Source organism: Thalassospira lucentensis, assembly GCF_011806425.1.
In the GTDB taxonomy this organism is placed as follows: domain Bacteria; phylum Pseudomonadota; class Alphaproteobacteria; order Rhodospirillales; family Thalassospiraceae; genus Thalassospira; species Thalassospira lucentensis_B.
The window spans coordinates 228,551-244,195 of the sequence record NZ_JAATOV010000005.1; the positions used below are offsets into that span (position 1 = coordinate 228,551).

The window sequence follows — 15,645 nt, forward strand, 5'->3', positions numbered from 1 at the left end:
AGGGGCCCTTTTTTCGTGTGTGTTTAATACGGAATGACCCGAAGGGATTAGTGGGTCTTTGCGCGGATTGCTGCAACCTGGTCGGCGGTAACAGCCGGGGCATCATTGGACCAGCCTTGGCGGACAAAGGTTGCCAGTTCAGCAACTTCTTCGTCAGACAGGCGATGACCAAAGTCCGGCATTGCCAAACGGGCCGGGCGCTTTTCGGTTGATGGCAGAACGGCACCATTGAGGATCACATCAATCAAACCGTTTGGTGTGTCCGCGGTGACGAGGCTGTTGCCATCAATTTCCGGGAAGACGCCATCTGCACCCTTACCGTTCACAAAGTGACAGGCGTTGCAGTTATCAAGATACAGACGCGGGCCAAGCGGCATGGACGGATCGGCCGATGCCAGAAGCTTGGTGGTCTCATCCTGGGCTGCGTTGGCATCCTCGTCTTTGTCATTGGCAACGGCAACGGTGTCGCTTGGCGATTTACCATTGATGTGACGCAGATAGGTGACCATCGCAGTCATGTCTTCGTCGGTGGCATACTGCAGGGAATCTCCAACAACCTGGGACATTTCACCCGCAACAGCATTGTGGCTGTTACGACCGGTGGTCAGGTAATCGTGAAGATCCTGTTCGCTCCATTTTGCGGGTGCTGAATTTTCACCGTGCAAACTTGGTGCGAGCCAGCCATCAATCACACCACCAGCAAGATAGTTGCTGTCGTCAGCGTTGATGCCGTCCTGTGCCATGATGGCATTACGCGGGCTGTGACATGCTGCGCAGTGGCCAAGGGAATCGACCAGATACGCACCACGGTTGAGAACCGCATCGTCATAGAAATCTTCGTGACCGGCATCGCCAAGGGCGAACCAGTTCCAAAGACGCAGACCCCAACGCTGATTGAATGGGAAGGCCAGGTCCGTTTCCGGTGCTTTTTTGGCAACCGGTTTTACCTCGTTCATGAAGAAATCATACAAGGCGCGGACATCTTCCTCAGACATCTTGCGATAGTTTTCGTACGGCATGGCCGGATACACATGGGTGCCATCCGGTTCAACCCCGTCATAAAGGGCTGCACGGAAATCATCCAAGCTGTAATTGCCAATCCCGTTTTCCGGGTCCGGGGTGATGTTGGTCGACCAGATGGTGCCAAGCGGGCTTTCGATCGGGCGACCGCCAGCAAACGGTTCGCCGCCATCCGCCGTGTGGCAGGCTTTACAGTCGGCCATACGCATCACGTATTTGCCATGCCCCTCGGGGACTTTGTAGTAGGCAGGAAGTTCGGTCAGCGGTTCTGTGCGAGAAAACGGCATGAAAATGATCGCGCCGATTGCAACCGCCCCCAGAACAGCCAAGGCAGCAACGATTTTGATAAGTTTTTTCATAATGTTGCCCCCACCTTATGCCAATGGCCGCGGATTAGGCAGGTAATCCTTACGGATTGCATCTACTGCCCAATAAGCCAAGGCACCAACGGTGCCGGTCGGGTTGTACTGGATGTTCTGCGGGAATGCGCTTGCACCCAAGACAAACACATTGTGAACGTCCCAGCTTTGCTGGAATTTGTTCACGGCAGAGCTTTGGGGATCGGTGCCCATGATCGCGCCGCCGACATTGTGCGTCGTCTGGTAAGGACGAACGTCATACATCGCACCTTCGGATTTGAAGGAAGACTGCATGATATCGGGGTTCATGCTTTCGGCGAGCGGTTCGATTTTCGATTTCATGAACTGGGTCATCCGAATATCGTTCGGTTTCCAGTTAAAGGTCATGCGCATCAACGGGCGGCCATGCTGATCCTTGTAAGTCGGGTCAAGGTCAAGATGGTTGCTGTGATAGGACATGTTAGAACCGTGCGAGCCAATCGCCATGGAATGACCGTACCAATCTTTGATGCCTTCTTTCCAACCTGCACCCCATTTCGGAGTGTCCGCCGGAAGACGCATGGAACGGATCGGCTGACCATTAAAGGTGCCCGAGCTGATGTAGCTGCCGCCGATAAAGCCTTCTTTGCCGAAATCAATCTGGTTGATGGCAAAGTCATCAATCACATGACCGTTCGAGCCGTTGCCGACAAACGGGTTAAAATCGACGTCTTTAAAGAACAGCGCGGTGCCGCCATTGGTCTGGTAGGCATAGTTTTTACCAACCACACCTTCGCCGGTTGCCGCGTTGTAAGCTTGCCCGATCCCCGAAAGCAGCATCAGGTGCACATTGTGCAACTGGTAAGCGGCCAAAATCACCAGATCAGCAGGCTGATAGACTTCTTCGCCATTGGCATCGATATAGGTGACACCCTTGGCGGTTTTGCCATCTGCAGCCAGTTCGACCTTCAGGACTTCGGCATTGGTGCGGTATTCGAAGTTCTCTTTGCGCTTCAAGGCATCAAGGATGCAGGTCTGCGGCGAGGATTTCGAATAGTTCAAGCAGCCAAAGCGTTCGCAGAAACCACAGAAGTTACACGGGCCAAGCTGCATACCATACGGGTTGGTATAAGAGGTCGAGGCCACAGCCGACGGACGGTGGTATGGGTGATACCCCATTTTCCGTGCAGCATCGGCAAACATGTTGGAATCAACAGTCTGATCGAGTGGCGGCATCGGGAATTCATCGGAACGCGGTGCTTCAAACGGGTTGCCGCCTTCGCGGATTTCACCGTTCAGGTTGCCTGCATAGCCCGAAATACCAGCGACTTTTTCAAAGCGATCAAAATAGGGTTCGAGCTCTTTATAGCTGATGCCCCAATCCTGAATTGCCATGTCATCGGAAATGAGGTCCTTGCCGAAGTTCTTTTCGACATAGGATTTCAGTTCGAATTCTTCCTGCATCGGACGGAAGGTATGACCGTTCCAGTGCATACCGGCACCCCCAACACCATCACCAGGCAAGAACGAGCCAAGATGACGATACGGAAGGGCGGTTTCGGATTCTGAACGACGGATGGTGACGGTTGATTTGCGCGGCTTTTGCATGAAGCCATAGCGCACACCGTATTTCAATTCGTCGGCAACTTGCGGGTATTGGAAATCAGGAACAGTATCCCGGTCGCCGCCGCGTTCCAGGGCAAGAACATCAAGCCCTTCGTTGCACAGTTCCATGCCCATAATTGACCCGGTCCAACCGAGGCCAACAATGACAACGTCGCGTTTCTTTTCTTGTCTTGCCATGATTAGCCTCTTTTCCCGGAAATATCGACAGGTCCCAACGGATAGGGTTTTTCAACGCCAACCCATTCGCGGAAACTCGCACGTGCGCCAGGGAAACCAATGTATTTCCAAGCAACCATGTCGTGGTTGCCGCCATACATCGGATCGGCGAAATAGCCTTCTTTGGTGTTCTGCAAAAGCAGGCTAAAGAAGTTGGCACCTTTGGTCGATTCCAGCTTGATCTCGCCTTTTTCAAGGGCGGTCAAAACGCTGTCCTTGGTGGCTTTATCAAGTTCGGCAAAGATCGAACCATGTTTGTCGTTACACCAAGCGTTCAGCTCGGCGATGGCAGCACGGTATACTTCGGCCGGGGTCAGCGGTGACTGATAGCCAAGCTGTGCCGGCGCGTTCGGATCGTGCGGGCCTTCCATGTACCAATCGGCAGCGTGGCCAAACGGACCAGCCATCTGACCATCGATAAAGACCGGGACGCGGGCATCCAATGCACCCGGGCCTTCGCCGTCTGCGGGGATCAGACGGTCGGTCGCAGCCATGATGAATTTCCATTCATCGGCTGTGAAAAATTCTGGTGTGAATTCGCTAAGCGCAGGCGTTGCTGTTTTGGCAAATGCGCCAGAAGCATAGCCTGCTGACAGCATTGTTCCTGCTGCCCCGGCTTGCAGGAACCTGCGCCGGTTTAGCTTGAAATTTGCATCACTCATGAGGGGCTCTCTACTTTTTTTTTCATGGACGAAAAGGTTTCCCGATGCGCGGTGCACGGGCCTTCTGCGAGGATGTCCTTATCAGTCTGGGTATTTTTAACGCTTTTTGGTGTAATATAGTCAAGATACGCGCCGCCGACCTTTAGGTGGCATCTATTGTTTTAGAACAGGTTTTTGCAGCGCGATGTGGCGTGAAAACATTAAGTTTCTCAATGAACATAAGTTATTTCTTATTTTCGCGGCGTGTGCGGAAAAATATTGATGATTTTAAATTTAAAAAACCTATCGGTTGATTGAATCCGTCTATTGATGTCTTTGGTGGGGAATTTTGGAAGTGTTTTTATTTTAATGACGCCGAGTCATTTTTATTAATCCACTCCGTTCAGGGTGTCGGCGGATAAGAAACTTCCCCGCACACACAAAAAGAGGCCCAAAGCGGGCCTCTTTTCATTTTAGGTCGGACGCGTTTGGCGACCTTAAGCGCTTTAATTATGGTGCTTGGCAGGAAGCTCGTTCGAGATCCGGTCGATATACCAAGTCGTGCCATTGAATTTACGCTGCAGGCCGATATCGGCCAGTTCGGCGTGGCTAAGGTTGCTCATAATGTCGCGGTGGTTTTTGCGCTTACGGGCATTTTCAAAATATGCCGCAAGGTGGCTCACCAATGTACCAAAGGGCATACGGTTGGTGAACGGGTCGGTTGCGGCGTTGAATTGTCCGTTTCCAGTAATCTGATGTGCCATGGTGACCTCCTGATGCCCCAAGGTGAATTGAACTGTTTGATGGGCGGACAATGTCATATGCAAAATAAAACAGGAACTAGTTTGTTTTGCATAGTTGGTGTGCAAAAATGATCGGACGAAAACGACAGAAAACCGGATGAAAGCGCGGGTATGAATTGGAATGATCTTAGATACTTCCTTGTTCTGGCGAATGAGGGCAGCCTTTCGGGTGCGGCCCGGCGCCTGCGCAAGGAACACACCACCGTCGCGCGCAGAATAGAAGCCCTAGAAGAAGATGTTGGAACCAAGCTTTTTGACCGGTTGCCGCGCGGCTGGCAGCTTACAACTGCGGGCAAACACCTTGTGCCTGTGGCCGAGCGGGTCGAGGAAGAAGCGCTTAGCTTTGAACGTCAGGCCAAGGGTGACGAGGCTGCCCACGGGGTTGTGCGCATTTCCGTGCCCCCGGTGGCGGGGCGGGTTTTGTTTGCGCCGCGTTTGGCGCGGTTGTTGCGTGCGCATAAGGGACTCGAATTTGAAATTGTCGGTGCGGCCAATGTGGTGAACTTGGCACGGCGCGAAGCCGATATTGCCGTGCGTTTGATTACGCCCCGCGAACCGGGCCTGATTGCGCGCAAGCTGGTTGATCTTGGGGTCGGTTTGTATGGGGCGGTGGGCTATCGCGATCGGGTGCCGGAAATGGATTGGGAATTTTGCGGCTATGAAGACACCACGTATGGTGCATCGAAAAAGGAATGGGTGCGCAACGTTTTGGGCCGCGAATTACCCTGTCGTTTCCGCGCAGATGAAACCGACACCGTACGACAATTCATTGCTGCTGGGCATGGGGTCGGGGTTTTGCCACGTTATCTTGGCGATAACGATGATGAACTTGAACTGATCCATGCCGATGTCGAAGGGCAAAGCCGTGAAGCCGCATGGATGGTCGTACATCCCGACATGCGTCGATCCCCCGGCGTGCGTTTGGTGATGGATGCCTTGGTTAAGGCCGCGAACAATATTGCCGAAGAATTTCAGGTCTGATGACCGATTGCCAATCATCTTGGAAAAAAGGCCCGCCCTTATTGTAAAGGCGGGCCTTTTTCATGCCGTGAGGGCGGCATTGCCGGTGATGTTGTGAAACAACAGCATCAGGCGCGCGCCCTTTTCACAATACCCCTACCGTGAAAAGGGCGCTGATCAAAGCGTGTCGATTGCCATTGGTTTCGGACCGCTGGCCGCTTTGAATAGGTTAAAACCTAGTGAAGGTGTGATCTTTGGGGCGGTAGTCATTGCCGCGCCGCGTGAGACCAATATCCCGAAGTTGATCGTCATTAAGGCGGTGCAGGGCACGGCGGCTTTGATGACGCTTGTAAGCCTGGATCATCGCGGTGGTCATTGATGTGAGCAACACGGAGATGATCGCGCGAACATCCTTGAAAACCGTGGTGGCGCAAGGGGAGGCAAGATCGCTTGTGAGATCGGTTGTGTTGACCTTAACACGCGGTGATAACGGGCATTCTCTTTGGGATAAGACAGCCATCTTTCGGCTCCTTCAACGGCTGGGCTGTTTGGATGGGCGCAGATTGCCATGCGCATAAATGTGATGTAATTCAGATAAAATGCGCTATTGTTGTGCAAAATTGCGCAGCTTTTGGATCGGCCGATATGAACTGGAATGACCTTAGATTTTTTGTTGCCGTTGCCGAGGAAGGTACATTGTCGGGTGCCGCCCGCCGGTTGGGGAAAGACCACACAACCGTTGCGCGGCGCATCGAAGCACTTGAGGGGGTGCTGGGCGCGCATTTGTTTGATCGGTTGGCAACCGGTTGGAAATTAACCGAAGCAGGTGAAAACCTGGTGCCGATGGCAGAACGGATCGAAGAGGACGTTTTGGCGTTTGAGCGTCAGGCACGCGGGGACGAAACCGCACATGGGGTCGTTAAGATTGCCGTCCCGCCAAGTGCAGGGCGATTGTTGTTTGCCCCGCGTTTGGCAGAGTTGCTGCGCGATCAAAAGAACCTTGAATATGAAATATTGGCATCAAGCGTTGTTGCCAATCTATCCCGGCGCGAGGCGGATGTTGCGGTGCGCATGGTGCATCCCGATCAAAGCGGGCTGATTGTGCGAAAGCTGGCCGAGTTGAGTTATGCGGTCTATGCCGCAAAGGGCTATACCCAGCGCGTCCCAAAGGAAAACTGGGAATTCTGTGCGGATGGCCGCAATACGTTTGGCAATCATCAGCGCGGATGGGTTTGGGATACCCTTAATCAGGAACTTCCAGTGCGGATCCGGGCCGATGATACCCAGACAGTACAGGCCTTTGTCGCCGCGGGTCACGGACTTGGTTTATTGCCGCGCTATATGGCAGATGAAGACGACCGACTGGAAATGGTCGTCGATGACAATCTGGCAAAGGTCAGTAAACCCGTGTGGCTGGTGGTGCATCCTGATATGCGGCGGTCGCGCGGTGTGCGCATGGTGATGGATGCCTTGGTCAAGGCAACAGATAGCATCCCCGCCGCCTACAAAACGTGATTATAACCAGCCCAACTGCCGCGCAGATGCCAGCAAAAGGACGATCCCAAACAGCGTGATCGTGCCAGCCCCGGCAAAGCCGACAGTTCGACGCAGCAAACCGGATGTGGTGTCTGACAGGTTAAAGATGTGCTGGGTGCCGGTGCGAACGCCAATGGCGGCCAGTCCGATCAGGCTGACGGTGATCGCAACCCCGACAGCCATGGCAAAGGCCGCCCCGATGCCGATCAAAAACATGCCATTGGCCAAGGTAAATAGCAGCACAAGGATCGACCCGGTGCAGGGGCGTAATCCTGCAACAATCCCGGTTGAAATCATTTGCCAGTTGGATTGAACGGCTGGGGTGTGGTCGTGGTGATGATCGTGATGATCGTGATGATCGTGATGATCGTGGTCATGATGGTGATGTGCGTGATCGTGACCATGTTCATGCTCATGATGATGACCACTTGGTCCGTGATGGTCGCAGCAATCATCGCGGCCCTGCAAAATGCGAAGGGCCATCAAGGCGCCAAGCCCGGCAATGAGGGCGTATGAAACGGCTTCCATGATTAGGCCGTTCTGGGTGACGGCTGCGGGGCCAAGATTAAGGATCAGTGTCAGCCCGCCGACCAAGATGATGGCAGAGACCGCCTGAACGACGGCAATCAGGCTGCCCATGGCGACACCTTGTTTCCAGCCGGCATCGCGTGACAGGAAATAGGTGGTGGTGATCATTTTACCATGACCGGGACCCGCGGCATGAAAGACGCCATATAGAAACGACAGGCCGATAATTACAAATCCGGGCCATAGGCTTTCGCCATTTTTGGCGTCGCGCAGGGTTGCGGTGATTTCGCGGTTCAGCTTGGTCTGAATGATGATGACTTGGCCGACAATATCGGAAAGCCACACCGGAAGCGTGATCAGGCTGTCGCTGTCATCGGACGATACGGTGGGGGCGGTGGCCTCGGTCGTGTCGCTGTTGCCCCGGCCCAAAAGGTTGGCCGATTGGGCCGACGCCATATTAGTCGACCCGCACCATATCATCAGGGTTAAGGCCATGAGCATCAGGACCGAGAGAAGACTGGTTTTGGGCTTGTTTCGCGGCGCAGACAAGGTCGGCGCGGATTGGCGCGACCAGATCGAAATAGATGCGGTTTTTTTCATCTTCGCTCATTTCAAAGTGACAGCTGGTGGTTTTATTGCCGCGAAACACGATGGGATCGACTTGGACAAAGGCGACGTCGATATAATATTCCGCGTCATAGACCGATAGGCTGATATTGTCTTTGACCGGATCAAGCGGCTCGTCGAGAACCAGTGTGAAATCATAGGTCACACGGCGGTCATCGGTAATGTCGGCCTTGAAATCGCGTGTTTTGGTAAACGGGATCAGGACTTCGTTTTTGCGTAAATGGGCCAACCAGGACACATCGCCAAGGGCGACAAACGCATTGTCATGGACGTTGGTGTTTTCATCACCAAAGAACCGCGTATCGTAATTTTTATCAAACTGATCAATCAGCGTCATGCTGAACAGGTCATCAAAAATCCAATGCATTTTGATGGCGGTCAGCTTGTCCTTTTCAAAGACCATTTCCGCGTTGGCATCGATCCAGATATGCGGGTGGGCCGATGCGCGTGTGCTGGTCGCAAGCAAACTGCCCGCGACCAGCACAGCAAAAACGATGGTCTGAAAAATGTTACTTGCCGGACCCGAGGCAGTCGGCCAAGGCATCGACATTTTGCTTAATGATCGCTTGATAGGCGTCTGGACCTTTGGCGATGTTTGCGCCCAGCGGATCAAGGGTGCCGATATGCGCGCCGGTATCTGCGACAATTGCTTTAACAATCGCCGGGCGGAATTGCGGCTCGGCGAAGACACAGACGGCACCTGTATCGCGAATTTTGTCTTCGATTTCATGAAGGCGTTTGGCTCCAGGCTTCTGTTCTGGCGATACCGTAACTGAGCCAACCCCGTTCAGACCAAAGCCAGCTTCCAGATACTGATACGCATCATGGAAGACCACATAGGGCTTATCTTGGACCGGGGCAAGCTGATCGCCGAGATCATTGCGAAGCGTGGTAAGGCTGGCAAGCAGCTTTTTTTCGTTCTCACGATATTTTTCCGCGTGTGCTGGATCGATTTCGATCAGCTCATTGGCGATGGCACTGGTGATGACGGCACCATTGGCCGGGTCCAGCCAGATGTGCGGATCAACGCCGCCATGTTCATGATGGTGTTCGTGATCGTGGTCATGGTCATGATCGTGATGTTCTTCACCATCATGGTCGTGATCATCGTGATCGGCGTGTTCGTCATGATCTTCGTGTTGATGGGCATCGGAATGCTCGTGATCATGATCGTGGTCGTGGTCATGCTCATCGTGATCATGGTCGTCATCATCATGGTCATCGCCATGGTCGTGGCCGCCGTGATCGTGGCTGTGGGCTTCCCAGCTGCCGCCTTCGCGCATCTCGCGCAGGGCAAGGCCATCGGCATCAATCAGTTCAAGCTTGTGGCTGTTGCCCGATAGGGTTTCGAGCGGCTTTTCGAGGAAGCCTTCGAGGTTATGTGAGACATAAATCACCAAATCGGCATTTTGCAATGCGCGTGCTTCGCTGGGGCGGAGCGAATAAGCATGCGGAGAGGCCGCGCCATCAATCAGCAAGGTCGGTTCGCCAACACCATCCATCAGCGCGCTGGTCAGGCCATAGATCGGCTTGATGGAGGTGACAACGGCGGGGGCATCGGCAGCCTGTGCCATAGCAGGCACGGTCAGCAAAGACGAAGCCATAAGAAGACGGCGAAGCGCAGAGGGGAGTTTTTGCATTATTCGATCCGTTTGGTGATGAGCATATAAGACATGATACGTGTTATGTTATATCGTAACATACGGTCAAGGGGAAAATGCGCGGCGGGGGAAATAGAGCGCGCGGCGCGATTGGCGGGGTCTCTGCCTGTTGATTGGGGGAGCCCGCGTAAACGGATCGCTTACGCCCCAATGTCGGCAGGGCTGAAACCGTTTGGTTCGAAATGGCAGCGGTTTGCGTGATTATTCGTAAGAATATGTGCGCCGTCCCCCTTATCTTTTTCCAAGGCGACACAATCTGACAGTCAGACGTGTTTCTGCGTCTTTGAGTGCGGTTGAGCTTTGGATGACAGAATGCGCCTTTTTCTTGGGTTTATTGTTGCTGCGGTGGTTGTGCTGAATGCTGGCGGTTTGCGTGGATTACATGCTGAAACATTTCGCATGGCGTTGCCGACGGGCACGCAAGACCTTTACAAATATCAAGTTGGCGCCTTGCAGCTTGCGCTTGACCACGCCCCGGGGGATCACCGGTTAGAGGTGGCGTATATCGACCTTCTGACCCAAGGGCGCCTGATGGATATGCTGCGGCAGGGCGAAATTAACATCACGCTTTCGGGGTATAATCGATCTTGGGAGCAGGAGTTTCTACAAGTCGACTTTCCGTTGACGCGCGGGCTTCAGGGGTATCGGTTGTTGATCATTCCGCCCGGTTTGCAGTCAAAGCTTTCCGATATCCAAAACCTTGAGGATATCAAATCCTATTGCATCGGGTCCGGGGCCAATTGGCAAGAAACGCCGATCTTAAAGCAGGCCGGATTATGTGTCGAAGAGGCGCCGCAAAATGCCTTGTTCAATATGTTGGAAAAACGCCGATTTGATATGATGCATTTGGCCGTGCATGAGGCGCTTTTGAGTGAAAAGACACCGATGATCGCGGGGCGGGATCTTGTGCTCGAGCAGGAACTTATGCTGCGCTACAAATATGATTTGTTTTATTATGTTCGTCAGCCCGACCAGACGCGCCATGACATTGTCGAGAAGGGATTTCAAACCGCATTCGATAACGGTGCTTTCATGGAATACTTCCGATCCAGTCCCGAAATGTCGGCCGCAATGGCCCATATTCGATCATCGAACCGGCGCATCATCGATATTGAAAATGTCGACCTAAGTCAGCGCACGCGCAAAAACGCCGACATGTTTTGGTTTGGTGATTGATCTAATTAAGGTCAGGTTTTTAATCTAAATAGATAAATTCCGTACCCGAAATGAAAAATCAACAAATGTGGTTTTCGTCATTTCGCCCGCGTTATCAATGAGATGGCGGGATGGTGCGGATTGGCGTTTTCATGGCGACAGATGCGTCCCATCCTGCGGTGTCTTTGGATTCTTCCCCGGCCGGCGGGCGATTAAACCCTTCTTCTGGTGGGCAGTTGCTTTGGCCTTCTGGGCACGAAGACCGTGGGGCTTGTGGTTCTTCTTCGACCCGGTTTTGCCAATAGCGAGCGTCGATATTTTGGGTGACGTCATCAAGGATCGGGTTGTTGATTGTAAATTCCTTGGACAGGTTTTCCATCGCGGCAAGCGCGCGCGCCATGCTGGGATCGCTTTTAAAATTCTTCATGAAATCGCCCGACGCATAGGCCCGTTCCAACCCCTTGGTCAGCACGTTGTGAAGGGCGGTGTTGTCTTTGTTGACATACAGAAATGTATCGTAGCGATACACAAGGCTTATGTCGGGCACCAAGACCAGATTGGGGTCGAGTTCCTTATAGGTTGGCATTTCCCGATAAGCTTCGTGAATGGCGCGGGTCAAAAGCGGAAAGCGCTTGTTGCTTAGCATTGACCAAAGCTGATTACGGGGGGCGCGATCAACACAAAAGCCGTTCTGTTCCATGATGTCGGCATCGGGCCAGTCAGATGCCGATCCGATGCAGAACCTTTTTAAATCTTCCACGGTTTTGACATGGCGAAGGGCGGCAAGGTTCTCGCGGTGGGTGACAAAAACCCGATGGCCCAGCATGCCGCGCGATATGGGAATATCGACCTTTAGAAGTTGATCATTGCGTTCTGGGCTATAGCCGCCAAAGATCAAATCGGACTCCCCCGCTTTGACCATTTCAAACAGGCGCGCGCCCGTCAGCCCATCCATTTCAACGATCTTGAGCGAAATGTCCTTGCCGCTGTGCGCCAGCGCGAGCTTTATGACGCTAAATTCATAGGAAAATTGTTCGGCCAAACCGGTCGGAAATACGACCTTAAGTGTTTTGGCCGCGGCCCCCTGGCCAACAAGTTGGCCCATAAGCACCATCCAGCCCGCCAGTATCGCAATGATTGTCGGGCGAAAGTAATGTCGCATAACAGCTCCTGAACGAACGCACCCCACGCGTAAGTTATAGGTGGCGTTGCACGCGCAGGAGTTAAAGGTGTCAGCATGTGTTTTTGCAATCAAAGCGATGTCGCTGACCTGTCATCAGGCCAAATGGTTGTTTTGATTGCGGTCAGGGGCGACAATTAGGGGCTTTTTTCGCGCCGCGGATACGCAGCGACGCCACTCATTTTGCCGTTCAGCGGCCATCTGTGGTGAATTCGCAGCCTAAACGAAAAATATACAGATGTTGTTTTTCGTTTAGGTTTAGCTTTGCGACATGTCCTCGGGCGCGAAGTGCATTTCATGCAGGATTTCGCCGCTATCGTAATCAACGGCCTGCATGGTTACGCCATATCCCCACAACTGCCCGATATAGCCCAGCGTCATTTCCGCATCGGATTTTTCCAAGGTGATACCGTCATGCTGGGTATGTTGGACATAGAGTTGGCGATTGCCGCGCAGATCGACATCGACAATTTGCATGTCGGGTTCGCGTACCGAAATATCATGCATGCGCGCCAAGGACCGCCGCACCCGGCGATAGCCATTGTCATCATGAATGGCTGCGACGTTCAGATGCGGGGACGAAATTTGATCATCAATCATGAACATCCGCATATCGCGCATCACCTTGGGCGATAGATACTGCAAGATGAAGCTTTCATCGCGGTAATTGGCCCAGGCATCTTTCAGGGTTTCGACCGGTTCATTGTTACCGGCAATATCGGGGAACCATTTGCGGTCTTCGTCGGTTGGATCGATGCACATGCGGTGGATGTCCTGCATCATGGCAAAGCCCAGCGCATAGGGATTAAAGCCCGAATAGCGTTGATCATCAAATTCCGGCTGAAACACCACGCGGGCATGGGAATCAATGAATTCCATCATAGCCCCTTCGGAGACCAGCCCCTTGTCATAGAGGCTGTTCATGATGGCGTAATGCACATAGCACGCGCAGCCTTCGTTCATCACCTTGGTCTGTTTTTGCGGATAGAAATATTGCCCGATATTTCGCACGATGCGCAGGATTTCACGTTCCCACGCCTGAAGGGCAGGTGCGTTTTTTTCAAGGAAATACAAAAGGTTTTCTTCGGGCAGGCCAAATTGTGCCCGACGTTCTTCGATCCGTAATCGGCGTTGGATTTCATCCATGTCCTGATCATCGGGATCGGCATTGGGCAGGGTGCGCCATAGATCGTTATAGGTTTCGTCTTCGTATTTCGCGCGTTCGCGTTCGCGTTCCAATTCCGCCGCCAAATTTGGTTTTTCCGGATGGGAATAGCGGTTTACCCCCTGATCCATCAGGGCATGGGCCGCATCCAAAACCCGTTCAACCGCGTCAAAGCCAAAGCGGTCTTCGCACTTAGCGATATAGCGTTTGGCAAATTGCAGGTAATCAAGAATGCCGTCTGCGTCGGTCCATTGTTTGAACAGATAGTTGTTTTTGAAAAAGTGGTTATGCCCAAAGGCCGCATGCGCCATCACCAAGGCCTGCATGACGATGGTGTTTTCTTCCATCACATAAGAAATGCAGGGGTTGGAATTGATCACGATTTCATAGGCCAGCCCCTGATAGCCTTTGCGGTACATCACATCATCGCGCACGAAGCGTTTGCCAAACGACCAGTGATGATACATCAGCGGCATGCCAATCGATGAATAGGCATCAAGCATCTGTTCGGATGTGATGACTTCGATCTGATTGGGGTAAACATCCAGTTTCAGTTCATTTAGCGCGATGTCTTCAATCGCGTCATAGGTGGTTTTAAGCGTATCAAAATCCCAATCAGCACCATTAAACAGCAGTGTGTTGGTATCTGCCTTGCTTCCATTCGCCTTGGACTTTGCCGCCTTGCCGGTCTTGGCGTTTTTGGCCTTGGCGCTGATGGCATCGTTGGTGTTCTGGATGTCTGATGATTTGCTCATGTCTTGGCCTCAGCGCGGTTTTTGGCAAAGAGTTCGCGAAATACCGGGAAGATATCAGCCGCCTTGGTCACCCGTTTAAGCGAAAACTGGGGATTAACCGCGGCCAGCGGGGCGTAGGATTTCCACAGGGCGGTTTCGCCCTCGGCCGCGGCGAAAATTTCGGCCTCTCGCTCGTCCGTGATTTCGATATAGGCGTAATATTGGCATTTGGGCAGAAGGTCTTCGGCGAGAAGGGCGGTGCATTTTGCCCCGTCATTTGAATAGTTGTCGCCGTCAGATGCCTGCGCGGCATAGATGTTCCATTGATCGGTGGGATAGCGATCTTTGAGCACCTTTTTCATTTCTTCTAACGCGGTGGAGACAATCGTGCCGCCGGTTTCGCGCGAATAGAAAAAGGTTTCTTCATCGACCTCGGCCGCGCGGGATGTATGGCGGATAAACACCACATCGACATGTTCGTAGCGCCGGTGCAAAAACAGGTGCAACAACATGAAGAACCGTTTGCCCAGTTCCTTCATTTGTTCAGACATCGATCCCGACACATCCATCAGGCAGAACATTACGGCCTGCGTATTTGGATCGGGAATTTGTTGAAACTGGTTATAGCGCGTATCAATCGGATCAATGAACGGGATCGATTTCATACGGCTTTTGGCATTTTCAAGATCGGCCAAAAGGCGATGCAGGGTTTCTTCGTCGGGTTTGGTCAGTTTGCCGGATGGGCGTTTTTCCGCCTTTGCCTGAAGGGCGGTAATTTGATCTTCCAGTTCCCGGATTTCAGCAGTTTTGGGGCGGCGTAACCCAATACGCCGGGCCAGTGAATTGCGCATGGTGCGCACCAGACTTAGGTTGGCGGGGCTTCCTTGCACGGAATAGCCCGCACGCGCACTGCGAAAGGCGGTGGTTTGCTTGAGGCTTTTTTTCAAAAGATCGGGCAGTTCGAGATCTTCAAAGAAAATGTCGAGAAACTCGTCGCGGGTCAGGGTGAATTGAAATTCATCTTCGCCATTGCCATCCGGGCTTGCCTTTGAGCCGCCAGAACCGCCGCCATCCTCGTTGGGGCGCGCAATCCGGTCACCTTGAACAAACTTCTTATTGCCGGGAAGGACATAGTCACGATTGCCGCCGCGTCGGTTATGGTGAAACCCAGGTTCTTTCAGGGTTTTGCCCGGAATGATGACCTGATCGCCTTTGCTGATATCGGTAATGCCACGGGTTTTGATGGAATCTTCGACGGCCTTTTTAATCTGGGCCTTGGCGCGGCGCATAAAACGTTGGCGGTTGCCAAGACTTTTGCCGGTGGGGTTCTTGCGGCGATCAACGATATAGAACATGGGCAATCACATCCTTGCACGGGTCAGGCGCGGCGTTGGGCGGGGTGCGTGTGCGGGCCCAGTGCGCTGTTGCGATACAACAGATCGGGGCGGCATCCCG

Annotated in this window: 14 protein-coding genes; 3 read left to right on the plus strand and 11 right to left on the minus strand. The window is 53.0% G+C overall.

All coding sequences use genetic code 11. The features are described 5' to 3' along the window. Positions 1–47: 47 nt before the first annotated feature. The 4 genes from HCZ99_RS16100 to HCZ99_RS16115 all read right to left on the minus strand — a co-directional run bounded on the left by HCZ99_RS16100 (position 48) and on the right by HCZ99_RS16115 (position 4,605). Positions 48–1,379 (minus strand): cytochrome c, encoded by a 1,332-nt coding sequence (locus HCZ99_RS16100; protein ID WP_167448044.1) that lies wholly within the window; start codon positions 1,377–1,379, stop codon positions 48–50. Positions 1,380–1,394: 15 nt separating this feature from the next. Beyond that, positions 1,395–3,161, minus strand: coding sequence for a GMC family oxidoreductase (locus HCZ99_RS16105; protein WP_167448045.1), 1,767 nt, complete (start codon positions 3,159–3,161; stop codon positions 1,395–1,397). 2 nt (positions 3,162–3,163) lie between these two features. Then, complete coding sequence (locus HCZ99_RS16110) at positions 3,164–3,862, minus strand: gluconate 2-dehydrogenase subunit 3 family protein (RefSeq protein ID WP_167448046.1); 699 nt, start codon at positions 3,860–3,862, stop codon at positions 3,164–3,166. 485 nt (positions 3,863–4,347) lie between these two features. After that, on the minus strand, positions 4,348–4,605 hold the full coding sequence (locus HCZ99_RS16115) for a hypothetical protein (protein ID WP_167448047.1): 258 nt from the start codon (positions 4,603–4,605) through the stop codon (positions 4,348–4,350). Between the two features lie 150 nt (positions 4,606–4,755). Between HCZ99_RS16115 and HCZ99_RS16120 the strand changes: the two genes are divergently transcribed. After that, the gene (locus HCZ99_RS16120; protein ID WP_167448048.1) at positions 4,756–5,625 is read left to right on the plus strand and encodes a LysR family transcriptional regulator; all 870 of its coding nucleotides are present in this window, start codon (positions 4,756–4,758) and stop codon (positions 5,623–5,625) included. A gap of 208 nt (positions 5,626–5,833) precedes the next feature. On the opposite strand, the gene HCZ99_RS16125 is transcribed toward HCZ99_RS16120, so the two are convergent. After that, positions 5,834–6,124 (minus strand): DUF1127 domain-containing protein, encoded by a 291-nt coding sequence (locus tag HCZ99_RS16125; RefSeq protein ID WP_167448049.1) that lies wholly within the window; start codon positions 6,122–6,124, stop codon positions 5,834–5,836. Positions 6,125–6,249: 125 nt separating this feature from the next. Between HCZ99_RS16125 and HCZ99_RS16130 the strand changes: the two genes are divergently transcribed. Beyond that, positions 6,250–7,119 (plus strand): LysR family transcriptional regulator, encoded by an 870-nt coding sequence (locus HCZ99_RS16130; protein WP_167448050.1) that lies wholly within the window; start codon positions 6,250–6,252, stop codon positions 7,117–7,119. On the opposite strand, the gene HCZ99_RS16135 is transcribed toward HCZ99_RS16130, so the two are convergent. Genes HCZ99_RS16135 through HCZ99_RS16145 form a run of 3 tightly spaced genes read right to left on the minus strand, consistent with a single transcriptional unit; the run spans position 7,120 to position 9,935 of the window. Then, a complete protein-coding gene (locus HCZ99_RS16135; protein WP_254869659.1) occupies positions 7,120–8,124 on the minus strand; it encodes a nickel/cobalt transporter in 1,005 nt (334 codons plus the stop codon). Position 8,125: 1 nt separating this feature from the next. Beyond that, a complete protein-coding gene (locus HCZ99_RS16140; RefSeq protein WP_167448051.1) occupies positions 8,126–8,839 on the minus strand; it encodes a DUF1007 family protein in 714 nt (237 codons plus the stop codon). Continuing rightward, positions 8,805–9,935: a zinc ABC transporter substrate-binding protein gene (locus HCZ99_RS16145; RefSeq protein WP_167448052.1), complete on the minus strand. Its 1,131-nt coding sequence runs from the start codon at positions 9,933–9,935 to the stop codon at positions 8,805–8,807. The genes HCZ99_RS16140 and HCZ99_RS16145 overlap by 35 nt, the downstream gene beginning before the upstream one ends. A gap of 333 nt (positions 9,936–10,268) precedes the next feature. Here HCZ99_RS16145 and HCZ99_RS16150 point away from each other — a divergent pair, with 333 nt between their 5' ends. Beyond that, a complete protein-coding gene (locus HCZ99_RS16150) occupies positions 10,269–11,132 on the plus strand; it encodes a hypothetical protein (protein ID WP_167448053.1) in 864 nt (287 codons plus the stop codon). A gap of 94 nt (positions 11,133–11,226) precedes the next feature. Here the strand turns inward: HCZ99_RS16150 and HCZ99_RS16155 are convergent, their stop codons facing one another. From HCZ99_RS16155 to HCZ99_RS16165, 3 genes are all read right to left on the minus strand, one after another. Further along, complete coding sequence (locus HCZ99_RS16155; protein ID WP_167448054.1) at positions 11,227–12,273, minus strand: ABC transporter substrate-binding protein; 1,047 nt, start codon at positions 12,271–12,273, stop codon at positions 11,227–11,229. Between the two features lie 276 nt (positions 12,274–12,549). Then, positions 12,550–14,211, minus strand: coding sequence for a SpoVR family protein (locus HCZ99_RS16160; RefSeq protein WP_167448055.1), 1,662 nt, complete (start codon positions 14,209–14,211; stop codon positions 12,550–12,552). After that, positions 14,208–15,545 (minus strand): YeaH/YhbH family protein, encoded by a 1,338-nt coding sequence (locus HCZ99_RS16165; protein ID WP_167448056.1) that lies wholly within the window; start codon positions 15,543–15,545, stop codon positions 14,208–14,210. Before HCZ99_RS16165 ends, HCZ99_RS16160 begins: the two co-directional genes overlap by 4 nt. Between the last annotated feature and the right edge of the window lie 100 nt (positions 15,546–15,645).